This window comes from Flavobacterium riviphilum (genome assembly GCF_055231795.1).
Genome location: NZ_JBUYSY010000008.1, coordinates 44,026 through 59,701, shown reverse-complemented (window position 1 = coordinate 59,701; position 15,676 = coordinate 44,026). Strand labels below are relative to the sequence as shown.

Below are 15,676 nucleotides of genomic sequence, written 5' to 3'. Positions count from 1 at the left end.
ATCCTCTATATTCTATATTCTTTACTCTATCTTCTTTAACACTATGAATTTAACAGCAAGAGACCAGAAACACCTTTGGCATCCGTACACCCAACACAAAACAGCCGCGTTGCCAGTTGGAATTGTGCGTGGCGAAGCCGCTTTATTGTGGGACGAAAACGGGAAAGAATATATTGACGCCATTGCTTCGTGGTGGGTCAATCCGTATGGCCATTCGAATCGCTTTATTGCGGATGCCATTTATAAGCAACTCACCACCTTAGAGCATGTGCTTTTTGGAGGATTTACACACGAACCTGCTGTTCAATTGTCCGAGAAATTGATTGAAATCTTACCTAGCAATCAACAAAAACTCTTTTTCTCGGATAATGGTTCTACGGCCGTCGAAATTGCTATAAAAGTCGCTTTGCAGTATCACTTTAACCAAGGGATTTCAAAAACAACGATTATTGCATTTGAAGACGCCTTTCATGGGGACACTTTTGCGGCTATGGCGGCGAGTGGTATTTCGTTTTTTACCGAAGCTTTTCAAGGAATGATGATTGATGTGGTTCGGATTCCCGTTCCAGTGCAAGGAAAAGAAGCGGAAAGTATAGCAGCTCTTCAAAAAGCAATTGTCGATAAAAATTGCGCGGCTTTTATTTTTGAACCTTTAATACAAGGTGCAGCAGGAATGGTGATGTACGCACCCGAAGCTTTGGATAACTTGCTTCAAATTTGTAAAGAAAACCAAGTATTGACCATAGCCGATGAAGTGATGACTGGTTTTGGTAAAACCGGAAAAAACTTTGCTTGCGATTATTTGAAAACCCTGCCCGATATGATGTGTTTGTCTAAAGCCTTGACTGGTGGCACTATTCCTATGGCGATTACAACTTTCACAACAGCAATTTTTTATGCTTTTTATGATGATGATATCAACAAAGCCTTGTTTCACGGGCATACGTTTACGGCGAATCCAACAGGTTGTGCTGCAGCTCTAGCCAGTATCGAATTGTTGCAAACCGAAACGATGCAGTCCAACATTCAGCGCATTCATCAACGCCATTTGGACTTTCAAAAGCATATAGCTACCCATCCAAAAGTTGCCACTACCCGAGTTTTTGGGGTGATTTTCGCTTTGGAAATCAAGACGGATAGCAGCTTTAGTTATTACGGCTCTTTGCGTAATACTCTTTATAATTTTTTTATTGAAAATGGGGTAATTATTCGTCCAGTTGGGAATATAGTTTACATTTTGCCGCCTTATGTTATTACCGATGCTCAGTTGCAAAAAGTGTATGAAGTAGTCGAAAGCGCTTTGGAAATCGTGTAGTTTTTTAAACTCGAATTTCAAGAATTGATACAAATTGAAAAAAATATAGACATTTTAGCCGCAAGGCACGCAAAGGAAAATCGCAAGGTTCGTAAAGTGTTATGCTTTGTGGAAAATCTGTGTTCTATTCATGCACATTGTATGGAACAATTTGTATAGATTTTTAATTATTTTGTGGACTTTCTCTAATTCTTTGCGACCTTTGCGATTAAATTACAATCGTCTATTTTGTCACAAATTATCTCTATAACCGCCCTGTCCTCCATTTCCCCTTTGGGCAATAACCCGAAGACCATTTGGGAAAACTATCAACATCCTAAAACTTGTTTTTCGGAGCAGTTTTTAGACCATCAAAATACGTGTGTGGCTGCTTTGGATGCTGCTTCACAACAGGAAGTTTTGGCGTTACAACAAACGGATATAAAGTACAAATCATTGGATAAATCGGTGTTGTATGCTATGGTGGCAGCAAGAAAAGCGATAGCGCAGGCAGGTTGGGAAAAAGGAGGAAGTTTTGGCATCAACATCGGCTCGTCTCGAGGTGCTACCGATTTGTTCGAAAAACATTTTCAGGAATATTTAACCACGGGCAAAGCACAAACTTTAGCTTCACCAACGACTACTTTGGGAAATATTTCGTCTTGGGTAGCACATGATTTACAAAGTACGGGTCCCGAAATTTCGCATTCCATTACTTGTTCAACAGCCTTGCATGCTTTACTCAACGGAGTCGCTTGGTTGCGAGCAGGAATGGCAGATCAATTTTTGGTAGGAGGTAGTGAAGCGCCCTTGACAGATTTTACGATAGGTCAGATGCGCGCTTTGAAGATTTATACTCAAAACAAAAAGGGTAATCATGAGCCTGTCGAATGGCCCAACCGTGCTTTGGATTTAGATAAAAAGCAAAACACGTTGGTTTTGGGTGAAGGTGCGGCAGTATGTTGTTTAGAATTAGGACAAAAAGAAAATGCCTTGGCTTTTATTGAAGGCATTGGCTATGCAACAGAAATTTTGGAGCATAACATTTCAATCTCGGCAGAAGCTATTTGTTTTCAAAAATCGATGGCAATGGCTTTGCAAAACACGCCTTTATCCGAAGTAGATGTTATTGTAATGCACGCGCCAGGCACCATCAAAGGGGATTTGACCGAATATCGCGCCATTGAAAAAGTTTTCGGAAATGATTTGCCATTACTCACTACCAATAAATGGAAAATAGGCCACACGTTTGGGGCCTCGGGAATCTTAAGTCTCGAAATGGCTATTTTAATGTTGCAACACAATCAGTTTATTGGGGTGCCTTTTGTTAGCGATAGTAACCCTTTCAGAGTTCAAAACTCTAAAAGGGATATCAAAAAAGTTTTAGTAAACGCCGTTGGTTTTGGAGGTAATGCGGTAAGTATTTTGTTGAGTAAAGATTTTACTTTGGCTTAAAATAGTAGAAGGATTGACTTATTTTTGCAGATGATAACTTGGATTCAAAAAATATTTGTTGCAGCAACAACGGAGGAAATGACATTAGATATGAAAAAATTTTTAATAGTAGGTTTAGGTAATATAGGTGCTGAATACGTAAATACCCGTCATAATATTGGTTTTAAAGTATTGGATTATTTTGCTAAACAAGAAAATATAGAGTTTCAAACCGTAAAATTGGGTGCACTTGCCGAATACAAATTCAAAGGCAGAACTTTTTTATTATTGAAACCCAATACTTACATGAATTTGAGCGGAAAGGCTGTTAAATATTGGATGGATCAAGAAAAAATACCATTAGAGAATATCATGGTCATTACAGATGATTTGAATCTTTCTTTTGGAACCATTCGCATTAAAGGTAAAGGAAGCGATGGCGGTCATAATGGATTGAAAAACATTAATTTGATTTTAAATACGCAAAATTACACTCGTTTTCGATTCGGAATTAGTGATGAATTTAAAAAAGGGCAACAAGTAGATTATGTGTTGGGCGAATGGAACGACCACGAAAAAACAGCACTTCCAGAGCGTTTGGCTGTAAGTGCCGAAATTATCCGATCATTCGGCACTGCTGGTTTAAGTCAAACCATGAATACTTATAATGGTAAATAAAAGGAATTAGTTAATAACAATTTTTCGTACTTCTTTTTTGTTTCCACTTTCCACTTTTAAAAGGTAAATACCAGGAGGCGTTCCTTTTAGTTCTATGTTCTCATTGAAATTTGTAACTTTTGGGAAGTGATTTTGATATATATTTCTACCTACTAAATCGGTCACAGAAAGAAATACGTCAGCATTGGTAGCGTTCGTGAATTCGAGTTTAAATTTTCCTTTTGAAGGATTGGGATATACTTGAAAGTCTTGAATCGTAAGGTCATTGTTTCCTAAAGTTGCTTTTTGCGTACAAATTTCCAATACAGCATTGGTGATAGTACCACTATCGCCATCGTACGCATCTCGAACTCGTAGAATCCAGGTTCCTACAGGATCTTTTCCATTAAAATTACTAAGCAGATCTGCTGCACTAACGGTTTGTTTTGCAGCGTTGTCGCAATTAAGGCTAGTTCCGGAATCGTCTTGAATCAAATCTAGCGGAGTTTTTGAGGCGCCACACACTCGTTGTAACAATCTAACGGTTTGTTTTTGCGGATTTACCAATTCAATTTCAACATCCGACATGTAATTGTGTGAGATAGATAATTGTACATTAACATCAGTAATAGTGCCTTGATTGGCAGGGATTTGAATTTGACTCGTTGTGTAGGTACTTTGAAAATCAGGGATAGCAATTGGTGTTGAAAAAGAATAGGTATTACAACTAGAAACAGTAGTATAGCCTATAGCAAAAGGCGTTGAGTTTATCGCATAAAAAATGGAGTTGGTGGGTTCAATCAAGATTCTACAATTGACAGCGGCAACAGCAGGTACTTGAATAGTTGCAGAGCCATCATTTGGTGTGTTGGCAAGGAGTGTTGTTGGAAAAGTAAGCCCACCATCAGTAGAGAGTTTGATGTTGACATTGGCAGCACCAGCAAGAGTGTTGCTTGTATTCACGTTCCAAGTTATGGTTTCGGTAGTTCCTTGGGTCCAACTCAAGTCTTTAGTATTTTGCGAAGTGATTTCAAAAGGTCCAACTGTATTGGAAACCGAAACGGTAGCTATATCCGATGCCGTTTGTCCAAGGTCTTGTGTTGCATTGTTTCGGGCAGTAAACACAAAAGTAAGTGTCCTTCCGATAGAGGGCACAGACTCCCAAGTACTAGTTAGTTGATTGGACAAGACACGGTTTAAGTTTGGAAAATAACGGCTTAGGCTGCTCGATGGTTTTATACTACGAAATAGAGGGCCGTCTAATTTGCTGGAAACGGCAGTACTATTGACACCAGAACTAGTACTAGCCGAATCGTTTTGTTCCCAAACATAGGTGAAAGCTGATGTTGAAGTACCAGATACAGTTCCTTTAAGAACAAAAGGGGTACTTTTGGGAATAGTATAATCTGAACCTGCATTTACGGTAAAAAGGTCGGTTGTAATGTTGGTATTTGTAGGGCAATTTTTGTTGGCTAAATTCAATTGAATTTGATTGATGCTGGCATAGGCAAAGTAGTCATCAGCATTTTTTTGAACGTCGTAATCATCAGTTATTCCAGCATAACTCATAATGGTAGAGCCACTTCCAGGTTCTATATTTACACCAAAACTTTCTAATTCATGCGAAAAAGTATGATTGGCTCCCAATTGATGTCCCATTTCATGGGCTACAAAGTCGATATCAAACGTGTCGCCTTCTGGACGCCCATTTCCTGGTGATGTATAAGCACTTCCTTTGCCGGCCTCACAGACACAACCAATACAGCCTGAATTGCCACCGCCACCTGATGCTCCAAAAAGGTGGCCAATGTCGTAATTTGCTGAACCAATTACGGTATTTAGACTAGTTTGTAATTCTTGATTCCAGGCATCTGGAGCCGAGCCATCCAATACAGAAGAATAAGGGTCAGCTGAAGCATCCGTATATATAACAGCATCATTATTGGCAATCAGCACTAATTTTAAAGCTAAATCTTTGTTGAAAATTCCATTGACTCTTGTCATTGTTGCATTCATTGCGGCCAAGGCTACGGCTTTGGTTCCTCCAAAAAATGCTGCATATTCGCCTGTGCATGAAAGTGCCAAACGAAAAGTTCTGAATTTACGGTCGCTCACTTTTATAACGGAGGTTTTGCTGGTAATTTTATTGGCGATAATTTTTTCTTCCGTAGTACAAAGAAGCGGTCGATCGTTTTTGTCTTTTTTGTCTGAACGATACAAAACGTAACGATTAGTACTGGTTTTAAGTGGTTCCAAAAATTCAGTAGCTTGATCTTTTCGAAGCACCATGGTTTGTATGCCGTTGGGGGCGCTACTTAGATAAACTGTGGCCGAAGGATCGGTGATGCCTTTTCCTGTGTAGGATTGTATTGCCGGGTATTTGGCTTGAAGTTTGGGGTCAAAGTTGGATGATTCCCAAATCATAAATTCTTCTAACGTACCATTAGAAGTAGGCAATTGAATCTGTTTGCTATTGTTTGTTCCCTTATTTGCTTTTGTTTCTTGAAGAATAGTACTCCAAATTGTTGGGTCTAATTCGTATTCTCCCTCTGAGCTTCTAGAGTTTGCTATTGTTTTTTCGCTTTTACTAAAGGGAACGGGTTTCCATAATTGCATCTTTTGTGCATTAATGCTAAGGCCTTTTGTGAGTATCAATAACAAAAGAAGGATACGAATCATTTTCAGTGTTTTAGTGATTTCAAAAATAAGGTAAAAAATCGAATTCAAAAGATTTGATAGGGAAAAGTGCCTTTTAGCGTAGTCATTCGGTACTTACCCAAATGGGTTCAATGGGAGCAACAAGATGGGTACAATCTATTATTATCCCTTTGGCTTTGCCTTCAGTTATGGTTGTAATTCCGAAATTGAAATTATTTTTATTGCTGTAAGAAACAATCCACTCGTAAAACAAAGTTGGTTCAAAAAGCTCTATTTTTTTATAAGTAGGACTTTGTTCTTTTTCCCAATGTTTTGTTTTTAATAAACGAAAGACACTTACTCTTTTATTATTTCCTTCTGGACCTCCTATGCATTTTGTGGGTACGTTAACTTCTATTTTCCATTGATTTTTTGGAAGAATTTTTTCTAATCCAGCTACCTCTAAGAAACTAATAGCAAAAGCTGAGCATCCGGCACCTCCACCTTCTCTTGGGGTATTGCATCCATTATACAGCTTGTCATATCCTTTTTTCTTGTATTCTTGCAGATAGTTCCACAATCGATCAAAAACAGCTTGAGTAATTTTGTATTTGATAAAGGCAATGTCCCCCTTTTGTATCCGTTCCTGTATTTGTGGCTCATTAATTTCTTTGGATTCTAGTTTTCCTTTAATAGATTCAAACAGGATGCCTAGTCCATGGCCATCGAGTATCGTTTTTTGGAATAAAGAACGGTTTTCATCTGTGGTCATACCTACAATATCATAACGCGTATTGTCTTTTAATCCAATTAGCATATGACCTATGGGATGTCTGTTTTTGCCATAGGGGGAGGGTATAATTTTGTTGAGGATACAGCTTTTTACCAACTTGTTGGGAGCGCTCCAGTCTATTTTTTTTGGTGCAGGCATAGTGTATATGACCAATTCTTGAGGGAATAACCCATTGGATAATAGTAGAAAAACTAGGGCGAATATTTGTGCTGTTTTTGTAATAGGTCTTTTTTTTTTGCATTGCCACTACTTTTTAATTTCCTAAAAATCGGAATTAAATTCCCTGACAAAAAGTTATATTTAAAATTACAAAAAAAGATTGGTATGCTGTGTAAAAATATGATTAGTAGTAAATTATATGTTTTTATTGGTGCCGATTCGTATAGAGTATAGGCCAAAATATCAATGGATGCAATTGCTTGGAAGGTGTAGTTTGTGGTTTTGAAAGAATAAAAAACCCCGTAATTTCAGATTACGAGGTTTGTAGTATTCGGAGACTGTGTAAATGGACATGCTTTCCTTCTGTTTCACGGTCTATTTATTCATTGACAAGGACAAAATTTCTTTTTTTTCAGTAGAGACAACAAAGGTAAAATTCGAAGATTATGGGATAAGGAATCTTTATATTAATTATTACCTACTCTTTTGTTCCCATTTCCAAGCGCTTTCGATAGCTTCTTCTAGGGTTGCTGCTGTTTTCCAGCCGAGTATTTTATTGGCTTTTTCGGTATTGGCATAGGCTTCGGTTACATCGCCTTCTCGTCTTGGTACGATAGTATACGGTAGCTTTTGCCCACTCACTTTTTCAAAAGCTGTAATCACTTCGAGTACAGAACTTCCTTTGCCTGTTCCTAAATTGAATACCTCTAATGCCGTTTCATTTTTCTTATCCAACAAGCGTTGCAAAGCCACTACATGCGCCTTGGCCAAATCTACTACGTGGATGTAATCACGAACACAAGTCCCATCAACCGTAGGATAATCATTCCCATAGACGGACAATTCTTTGCGTAAGCCCATTCCGGTTTGTGTAATAAAAGGAACTAAATTTTGAGGAACTCCGATAGGTAACTCTCCAATTTCGGTAGAAGGATGCGCTCCAATTGGGTTAAAATAACGCAGCAAAATAGCATTGAGCCCGCTTACTTTGGTCACATCGGAAATGATTTCTTCCCCAATTTGTTTGGTATTTCCATAAGGAGACATCGCAGCTTGAATCGGTGTAGTTTCTGCAATAGGCATCACTTCGGCTTGACCATAAACCGTGCAAGAGGAACTAAAAATGAAATGAGCTTCTGGCTTTTTCTGCAATTCTTGCAAAAGATAGACTAAAGAAGCAATATTGTTCTCGTAGTACAATAAAGGATTTTGAACACTCTCGCCCACCGCCTTGGAGGCAGCGAAATGAATCACTCCTGTAACCTCAGTATATTTGGTAAAAAAAGCTTGTACTGCCGCTTTTTCTCTTAAATCAATCTGTTCAAAAATAGGCTGCTTTCCTGTGATTCTTTCAATTCCATCCAAAACATCAATAGACGAATTCGATAAATTATCAATAACGATTACCTCATAACCAACATTTTGTAATTCAACAACCGTATGCGAACCTATAAATCCTAAACCTCCTGTGACAACTATTTGCATCTTATTTGTTTTTATAATGAACTACTGACAATCCTCTCAAGACCTCAGCACTTTTCTCTGGAGTAATATCACGCTGTGACTCGCCCATCATTTCATAACCTACCATAAATTTCTTTACCGAAGCTGAGCGCAACAAGGGCGGATAAAAATGCATATGAAAATGCCATTCTGGATGTTCTTGACCATCTGTTGGCGCTTGATGAATTCCCGAAGAATACGGAAATGAGGTTTCAAAAAGGTTATCGTATTTGGTGGTTAATTGTTTTAAAATAATCGCAAAAGCAGTAACCTCAGCTGAACTAAAGTCTGTGATTTCGGACACATTGCGTTTGCTTACAATCATAGTCTCATAAGGCCAAATCGCCCAAAAAGGCACCAAGGCAACAAAATGCTCATTCTCGATAACGATGCGCTCTTGTGCCTTCAATTCTTCTTCAACATAATCTTGCAATAAGGTTCGGCCTTGTTCTTCGTAATACTGTTTCAAGCTATTATGCGTTTTTTCAACCTGCGTAGGCAAAGACGATTGTGCCCAAATTTGACCGTGCGGATGCGGATTACTACAGCCCATCACACTGCCTTTGTTTTCAAAAATTTGAACGTGGTTAATGTAATCTATAGCGCCCAAAGTGGTGTATTCTTTTTGCCAAGTCGCTACAATATTTTCGATATTCTCGACCTCCATTTGAGGTAAGGTCAAATCGTGTCTTGGTGAAAAACAAACCACTCTAGAAATGCCTCGTTCTGGTTTTGCCTTAAAAAATGTAGGCGTATTGTTTTCTTCAAAAGCAATAGGTTCTTGTTTTAGCGCAGCAAAATCATTTTCAAAAACATAACAAGAATCATAAGCAGGATTCACTTCGCCATTGGCACGAACATTCTCTGGGCACAAGTAACATTCGGGGTCGTATTCTGGCAATTGCACACCTGAAATGGTTTCTTTTTGACCTTGCCAAGGTCTTTTGGAACGGTGAGGAGAAACCAAAACCCATTCGTCGATTAAGGGATTAAAACGTCTATGTGGATCTTCGTTGATATCAAAATTTTTCATGCTATTCATTTATGGTTTTTACCGCAAAGCGATACGTTCATTTTAACCGCAAGGGACGCAAAGCTTTGCGTTCTTAGCATTATCTAGTTAAACAACCGAAGCGCTCTTTGCGGTTAAAATTATTTTTTACACTATAGGTTCATACAATGATGTACCGTTTCCGATTTTTACATCGTAGATTTTCAACTCAATGTTCCATTTTTCTTGGTACAATTGAGCGAATTTTTGTTTAACGGCTTCTTCTTTTCCTTTTTTAATCAAGTTGATGGTACAGCCGCCAAAACCACCGCCCATTAATCGGGAGCCTATTACGGCATCATCGGCTAAAGCCAAGTCGACCAAGTAATCCAACTCGGGGCAGCTCACTTCGTATTCTCTAGACAAACCATCGTGTGTTTCAAAAAGTAATTGTCCCAAAAGTTCAATATTTCCCTCATCCAAAGCTTCGCAGGCTTTAGACACACGAGCAATTTCTTTCACTACATAATGCACACGTGTAAAAACCTCAGCATCCATTTTGTCTTTCAACGTCAACAATTGCGCTTCGGAACAATTTCTAAAACTTTTAATTTCAGGAAAATTAGCCTTGATAACCGCTAAACCTTCCTCACATTGTTCCCTTCTTTTGTTATAGGCGGATGCAAATAGCGAATGTTTCACATTACTATCGAACAACACCAAAGCATAGTCTTTAAAATCAGCATTGTGGTACTCATACTCCAGCGTATTACAATCCAACTTGATGACTTTGTTTTCTAGTCCGTGTACGCTAGCAAACTGGTCCATGATACCGCAGTTGATTCCTACCCAATGCTCTGCTTTTTGTCCCATTAAAGCACGTTTTTGTTGGCTAATGTCCAAACCAAAAAGAGATTGTATTCCGAAAAGAAAACCACATTCCAAAGCAGCCGAAGACGATAATCCAGAACCTACGGGAATGTTGCTACTAAACACGCAATTCACGCCACTAAATTCGAATCCGTTGTCTTGTAATTGTTTTAAAACTCCTAAAATGTAATTGTTCCAAACGGTAGTACTGTGCTGAATATCTTGGGTTAAATCCACTTCAAATTCTTCATTCAAATCGATTGCCACGATTCGAGAAGTAGTGGTATTGCTTTTTTCGAAGGCAAAGCAGATGATCTTATCAATAGCGGCAGGTAAGACAAAACCATCGTTGTAATCGATATGTTCTCCAATAATATTAATTCTTCCCGGTGAAAGCACCACTTTTTGAGGGTCGTTTCCAAAAGTTGATTTGAAGAACGCTCTTGTTTTTTCAATTAAAATACTGTTCATTTTATTTAAATTATTATGTTGTTTGTTATGAATTAGTTCACAAAAATCTTTTTCAAAACGTTTGTGTTTTTTAATGTAAATTCTATTTAGTTGAAGATAACGTCAGTTTACCCGATTTTAAACCTGCTCCTTTTACTTCCAGTTGGATGTCTCCAGCGGTGGTTTTTGATTTCACCAATACAACCAATTTTCCGCTAAACAATTTCATCGTGTCTTTATGGAACATCTCGAGTGAAGTCGCATCTCCATTACAAGCGGCGCGATAAGTACCTGCTCCTGACACTTTAAATTTTAACTGGTTTGTTGCTGTTGGACAAGGCACTCCATTTTTATCCACTACAGATACAGTCACAAACGAAATATCCTCTCCATCGGCTGTGATGGTTTTTCGGTCAGCATCCAAAACAATCTGATACGGTTTACCTGCGGTTCGGATTTCCTTTTCTTCAGCTACTTTACCATTGTCATCATAAGCAACAACTTTTACCGTTCCTGGTTCATATTTTACATCCATCCACATCAAGCGGTAACGGTTTTGTGGAGTATTTTTGTTTTTGGTTTGTACACCCATACTTTTGCCATTGATAAAAAGTTCAGCACTGTTGTAACTGGTGTACACAAAAACAGGAGTTGTTTGTCCCTCACGACCTTCCCAGTTCCAATGAGGTAAGATGTGTAGCGTAGTTGCCTTGGTATTCCAACGGCTTCGGTACAAATAATAACGGTCTTTCGGTAAGCCTGCTAAATCGTTAATTCCGAAATAAGAACTACGAGACGGCCAGCTTTCGTCATAAGGTGTCGGTTCACCCAAATAATCAAAACCTGTCCAAACGAATTCACCAATTACCCAAGGTTTATCATCCTGAAGTAAAAAATCTTCATCGGGAACATTGGACCAACTACAGGCTTCCAAATCATACGATGAAGATTGAAAGTCTGGATATTGCTTCATTTTTTCTTGTACTACAGGAAATTTGTAAATCCCTCTAGAACTCACGGTTGAAGCGGTTTCGGAACCCAAAATGAATCCTTGCGGGAATTTTTTGAATGCCTCATCATACAAATGCACGCGATAATTCAATCCTGGAATATCCAACAAAGCTCCAAAACCAGACTCCATAGTCGCTTTCACTTGATCCATTCCTACGGTTACAGGACGCATTGGATCTTCTCTATGAAAAATCTCCTGCAACCATTTTGCTCGTTTTACACCCGCTTCTCCCCACTGATCTGGGACTTCATTCCCTGAACTCCACATCACAATTGAGGGATGATTTCTTGTGGCTTGTACCAAATTCACTATGTCTTTTTCAGCATATTCGTCAAAAAAGCGATGGTAGCCGTTTTCTACTTTTGGTAAAACCCATTCATCGAAACTCTCTGCCAAAAACAAAAAGCCCATTTCGTCTGCCAACTCCAATTGCTCGAAAGAAGGCATATTATGCGAACTACGAATGGCATTACATCCCATATCTTTTAAAATGGTCAACTGTCTGCGCAAAGCCGCTTTGTTTACCGCAGCACCAAGAGGTCCCAAATCGTGATGCAAACAAACCCCTTTGAATTTGGTCACTTTCCCATTAAGGCTAAACCCTTTATTGGCTTCATATTTAATTTCTCGGATTCCAAATCGGGTAACAACCTCATCTTTTAGTGTATTACCAACATACAATTGAGCAACCGCTTTGTACAAATAAGGCGTTTCGGGACTCCACAGTTTTGGATTTTCTACTTTTAAATTTTGATCAAACTCTTTTCCGAAGCGAGAAGAAGACTCCTCTTCACTTACTTTTTGACCTTCGGCATCAAAAATGGTGGTCACCAAACGCGTATTTTCGCCAGAAACTTTGGTCTTACTATTCACTTTGGCCACGGCATCGCTAATAAAAGGTGTCGTGATAAACTGTCCCCATTGGTCAATGCTTTCCTTGTTTTTTATAATAACACTAACTTTTCGGTACAAACCAGCTCCAGGATACCAACGGGAAGCAAATTCTTTATTGGTTAGTTTTACGGCTACAGTATTGTCCCCTTCTTGAATGAATTGAGATACATCAAAATAAAAATAACTATAGCCATACGCCCATTCTCCCACTTTATTCCCATTCAAATACACTTGAGGTTCACTCATAGCGCCTTCAAAAAGAAGCAGTACTTTTTTTCCTTTGGTTTCTTTAGGCAAAGTAAAGGTATTGCGATACCAGGCAGTGCCAATATGAGGTAAGGCTCCTGTTCTTCCTGTTTTTTCGGTAGCTACACTTTCTCCATTTTGAACAATGGCAACCTTTTGTATGTCCACTTTTTTATCAAAAGGACCATAAATTGCCCAATCGTGTGGAACAGTAACTGATTCCCATTTCGAGTCGTTGAAGTTCGTCTTAAAAGCGTCTTCAAAATTTCCTTTTTGAAATTTCCAGTGGGCATCCAATACCTTTACCACTCGCGCTTGAGAGAAAGCCGTGGTTGTGAAAATTATAAAAACCAGCAAAAAACAGTGTATTTTTTTCATTTGTAAACCTGTATAATCATTTACTATCTAATCAATTCATAAACATTTAAGTCATTTAAGCGAAAGTTATTTAGCTTGCCCAATACTATTCAAAAGGGAATATAAGTTCAAAACATTCTCTATAAGGCTAACAGTAGTTACTTAAACGAACTGATATTTTCACTTATAAGCAAATCAAAAACTTATATGACTTATATGTTGTAACATTTTTAATCCAATTCATTATTCTTTAAAAGCATCCAATGCTGGTGAAGGTTTCCCATCTGGTTGCCACGCACTCAAGCCATAGCCACTCCAAGATTTGGCTCCTTGTGGCTCCCAATACAAAACGCCCAAGCCTTTATGATTAGGAACAGCTCTTACAGCTTTGATCGTAGCAGCTAGGAGTTCTTTGGTGTTTTGTACTTGTTCATCTACACCGCCAACTTCGACGACCATTACTTCTTTCTGATAACGTGAAGCCATATCGTTCAGATTCTTTTGTAAATCGGCTATGGTTTCTGAATAGTCTTTCTTGATCCAAAACGGATAATAAGACAAACCAATTACGTCATACTTTACTTGATGTTCGGTAGCTTTATCAAAAAACCAACGGAACTTTTCGTTGTTGTTTCCTTCGTCTACGTGCACAATTACTTTGATTTTGGCATTCACAGCTTTGGTTGCTTCGTATCCTTTATTCAGTAATTGCACTAGTTGAGCCCAATTGTTCGTGCTCCCATCAGGCCAAAGCATTCCGCCTGGAATTTCATTCCCCACCTGAACCCATTCTGGAGTAACACCTGCTTTTTTTAAAGCGGTCAACACATCAAATGTATGTTCATAGACTTTATGTTGTAACGCATCGAACGATAAGTTCGCCCAAGCAGCTGGTTTGGCTTGTTTGGCGGGATCTGCCCAAGTATCGCTATAATGAAAATCGATCATAATGCGCATTTTGGCTTTTTGAGCACGCAAAGCCATAGCTACTGTTTCTTCCTTACTGCAATGACCGCTTGCTTTGTCTTGGCTTGGATTGACAAATACTCGCAAACGAATGGTATTCATTCCGCGTTCTTTTAGCAATTGCAAACACTCTTTTTCCTTTCCGTCGGTATCATAAAAACGATAGCCCGTAGCTTCCATTTGCGGCAACCAACTCACGTCGGCCCCTTTGGCGAAAGCCGATGTATTTTTCTTTTGTCCAAAAACAGGCATACTTAAAGCAACAAAAAGTAGAATAAATATGTTGAATTTGATATACTTACATTTTTTCATAACTAATTGGTAAATGCTTGCAAAACGGGCAATGCTTTATTTGAAAAATCATAAAATGCCTGATTTTCGAAAGTAGACCCATTGGTAGCTTGGTTGCCTTTGAAAGCTACCCATTCGCCTCCCCAATACGCAAAACCTTGTCCGTAAGTAGAGGATTTCACTAAATCTTTAATTGCCAAAACAAAGTTTTTTTGGCCTTCGGGAGTCGCTGGATATCCTGCCACTAGCTGAGATTCCAGTCCCATAATATTATTCGTCCAATCGTTGTATCCCAAAGTAAAGGGATAAGCAGTTTCTGCAATCAATACTTTTTTAGAAAAGTTTTTTCCTAAGGCATCGATAGTGGTTTTTATTGTAGCCAAATCTTTACCGTGCCAAATAGGATAATACGACAAACCGATATAATCATAATCAACACTTTTTACTTTAGTAAAAAACCAATTAGTATCTGTAGCCGAAACGCCTGCATAGTGAATCATAATTTTGGTACTTGGCGCTTTGCTTCGAATGGTAGTACTCATTGTTTTTAACAAATCTATACATTGTGCTTCTTGATTGATTAAATGTCCTTGAGGCCAAAGCAATCCGGTATTGATTTCGTTCCCGATTTGAATAATATCTGGATTAATTTCTGTCAAAATAGTTGTGGTATACGTGGCTACTGCCGCTTTCAAATCATTAAACGATAAGTTTTTCCAAGCAGCTGGAGTGGTTTGAACCGCAGGATCTGCCCAATCATCAGAGTAGTGAACGGTTAACCAAACTTTTAAGCCTGCTTGTTTCACTCGTTGTGCTAGAGCTTTTACTTCGGTCAACCCAGAATGTACGTTGGCGGGATCTTTCCACAAACGAATTCGGATGGTATTACAACCAACACTTTTTAGGGTAGTCAACATGTCTTCATTTTTTCCGTTGTGAGAAAACACTACGCCCGCCGTTTCTATTTCTGGTAAAAAAGAAATATCTGCCGCTTTGATAAAATCACTTGTTACTACAGGTGGTGTAACGGTTCCGTCATCGCTTTTTTCGCTATCGCTCGAACATGCTGTTTGCAACAAAACGCTTATAAGAAGAACTATAGTTAAGAAGGTTTTTTTCATG

General features: G+C 38.7%; 11 protein-coding genes. 3 read left to right on the top strand and 8 right to left on the bottom strand.

All coding sequences use genetic code 11. The features are described from left to right. Positions 1-43 precede the first annotated feature (43 nt). The 3 genes from bioA to pth all read left to right on the top strand — a co-directional run bounded on the left by bioA (position 44) and on the right by pth (position 3,406). Positions 44-1,315 carry an adenosylmethionine--8-amino-7-oxononanoate transaminase gene (gene bioA, locus ACZIX2_RS09130; RefSeq protein ID WP_463339793.1) on the top strand — a complete coding sequence of 424 codons (1,272 nt, stop codon included), beginning with the start codon at positions 44-46 and terminating at the stop codon, positions 1,313-1,315. A gap of 228 nt (positions 1,316-1,543) precedes the next feature. Next, on the top strand, positions 1,544-2,749 hold the full coding sequence (locus ACZIX2_RS09125; protein ID WP_463339792.1) for a beta-ketoacyl synthase N-terminal-like domain-containing protein: 1,206 nt from the start codon (positions 1,544-1,546) through the stop codon (positions 2,747-2,749). 30 nt (positions 2,750-2,779) lie between these two features. Continuing rightward, entirely contained in the window at positions 2,780-3,406 is a 627-nt protein-coding gene (gene pth, locus ACZIX2_RS09120; protein ID WP_463339791.1) for an aminoacyl-tRNA hydrolase, read from the top strand. 6 nt (positions 3,407-3,412) lie between these two features. On the opposite strand, the gene ACZIX2_RS09115 is transcribed toward pth, so the two are convergent. From ACZIX2_RS09115 to ACZIX2_RS09080, 8 genes are all read right to left on the bottom strand, one after another. Then, on the bottom strand, positions 3,413-6,064 hold the full coding sequence (locus ACZIX2_RS09115; RefSeq protein ID WP_463339790.1) for a zinc-dependent metalloprotease: 2,652 nt from the start codon (positions 6,062-6,064) through the stop codon (positions 3,413-3,415). Between the two features lie 82 nt (positions 6,065-6,146). Beyond that, positions 6,147-6,953, bottom strand: coding sequence for a hypothetical protein (locus tag ACZIX2_RS09110; RefSeq protein WP_463339789.1), 807 nt, complete (start codon positions 6,951-6,953; stop codon positions 6,147-6,149). 495 nt (positions 6,954-7,448) lie between these two features. Then, positions 7,449-8,459 (bottom strand): UDP-glucose 4-epimerase GalE, encoded by a 1,011-nt coding sequence (gene galE / locus ACZIX2_RS09105; RefSeq protein ID WP_463339788.1) that lies wholly within the window; start codon positions 8,457-8,459, stop codon positions 7,449-7,451. Between the two features lies 1 nt (position 8,460). Next, positions 8,461-9,510: a UDP-glucose--hexose-1-phosphate uridylyltransferase gene (locus ACZIX2_RS09100; protein WP_463339787.1), complete on the bottom strand. Its 1,050-nt coding sequence runs from the start codon at positions 9,508-9,510 to the stop codon at positions 8,461-8,463. Positions 9,511-9,636: 126 nt separating this feature from the next. Further along, positions 9,637-10,809 carry a galactokinase gene (gene galK / locus ACZIX2_RS09095; RefSeq protein ID WP_463339786.1) on the bottom strand — a complete coding sequence of 391 codons (1,173 nt, stop codon included), beginning with the start codon at positions 10,807-10,809 and terminating at the stop codon, positions 9,637-9,639. 82 nt (positions 10,810-10,891) lie between these two features. Further along, on the bottom strand, positions 10,892-13,318 hold the full coding sequence (locus ACZIX2_RS09090) for a DUF4982 domain-containing protein (RefSeq protein WP_463339785.1): 2,427 nt from the start codon (positions 13,316-13,318) through the stop codon (positions 10,892-10,894). Positions 13,319-13,540: 222 nt separating this feature from the next. After that, on the bottom strand, positions 13,541-14,575 hold the full coding sequence (locus ACZIX2_RS09085; protein ID WP_463339784.1) for a glycoside hydrolase family 53 protein: 1,035 nt from the start codon (positions 14,573-14,575) through the stop codon (positions 13,541-13,543). 2 nt (positions 14,576-14,577) lie between these two features. Next, positions 14,578-15,675, bottom strand: coding sequence for a glycoside hydrolase family 53 protein (locus ACZIX2_RS09080; protein ID WP_463339783.1), 1,098 nt, complete (start codon positions 15,673-15,675; stop codon positions 14,578-14,580). Position 15,676: the final 1 nt, after the last annotated feature.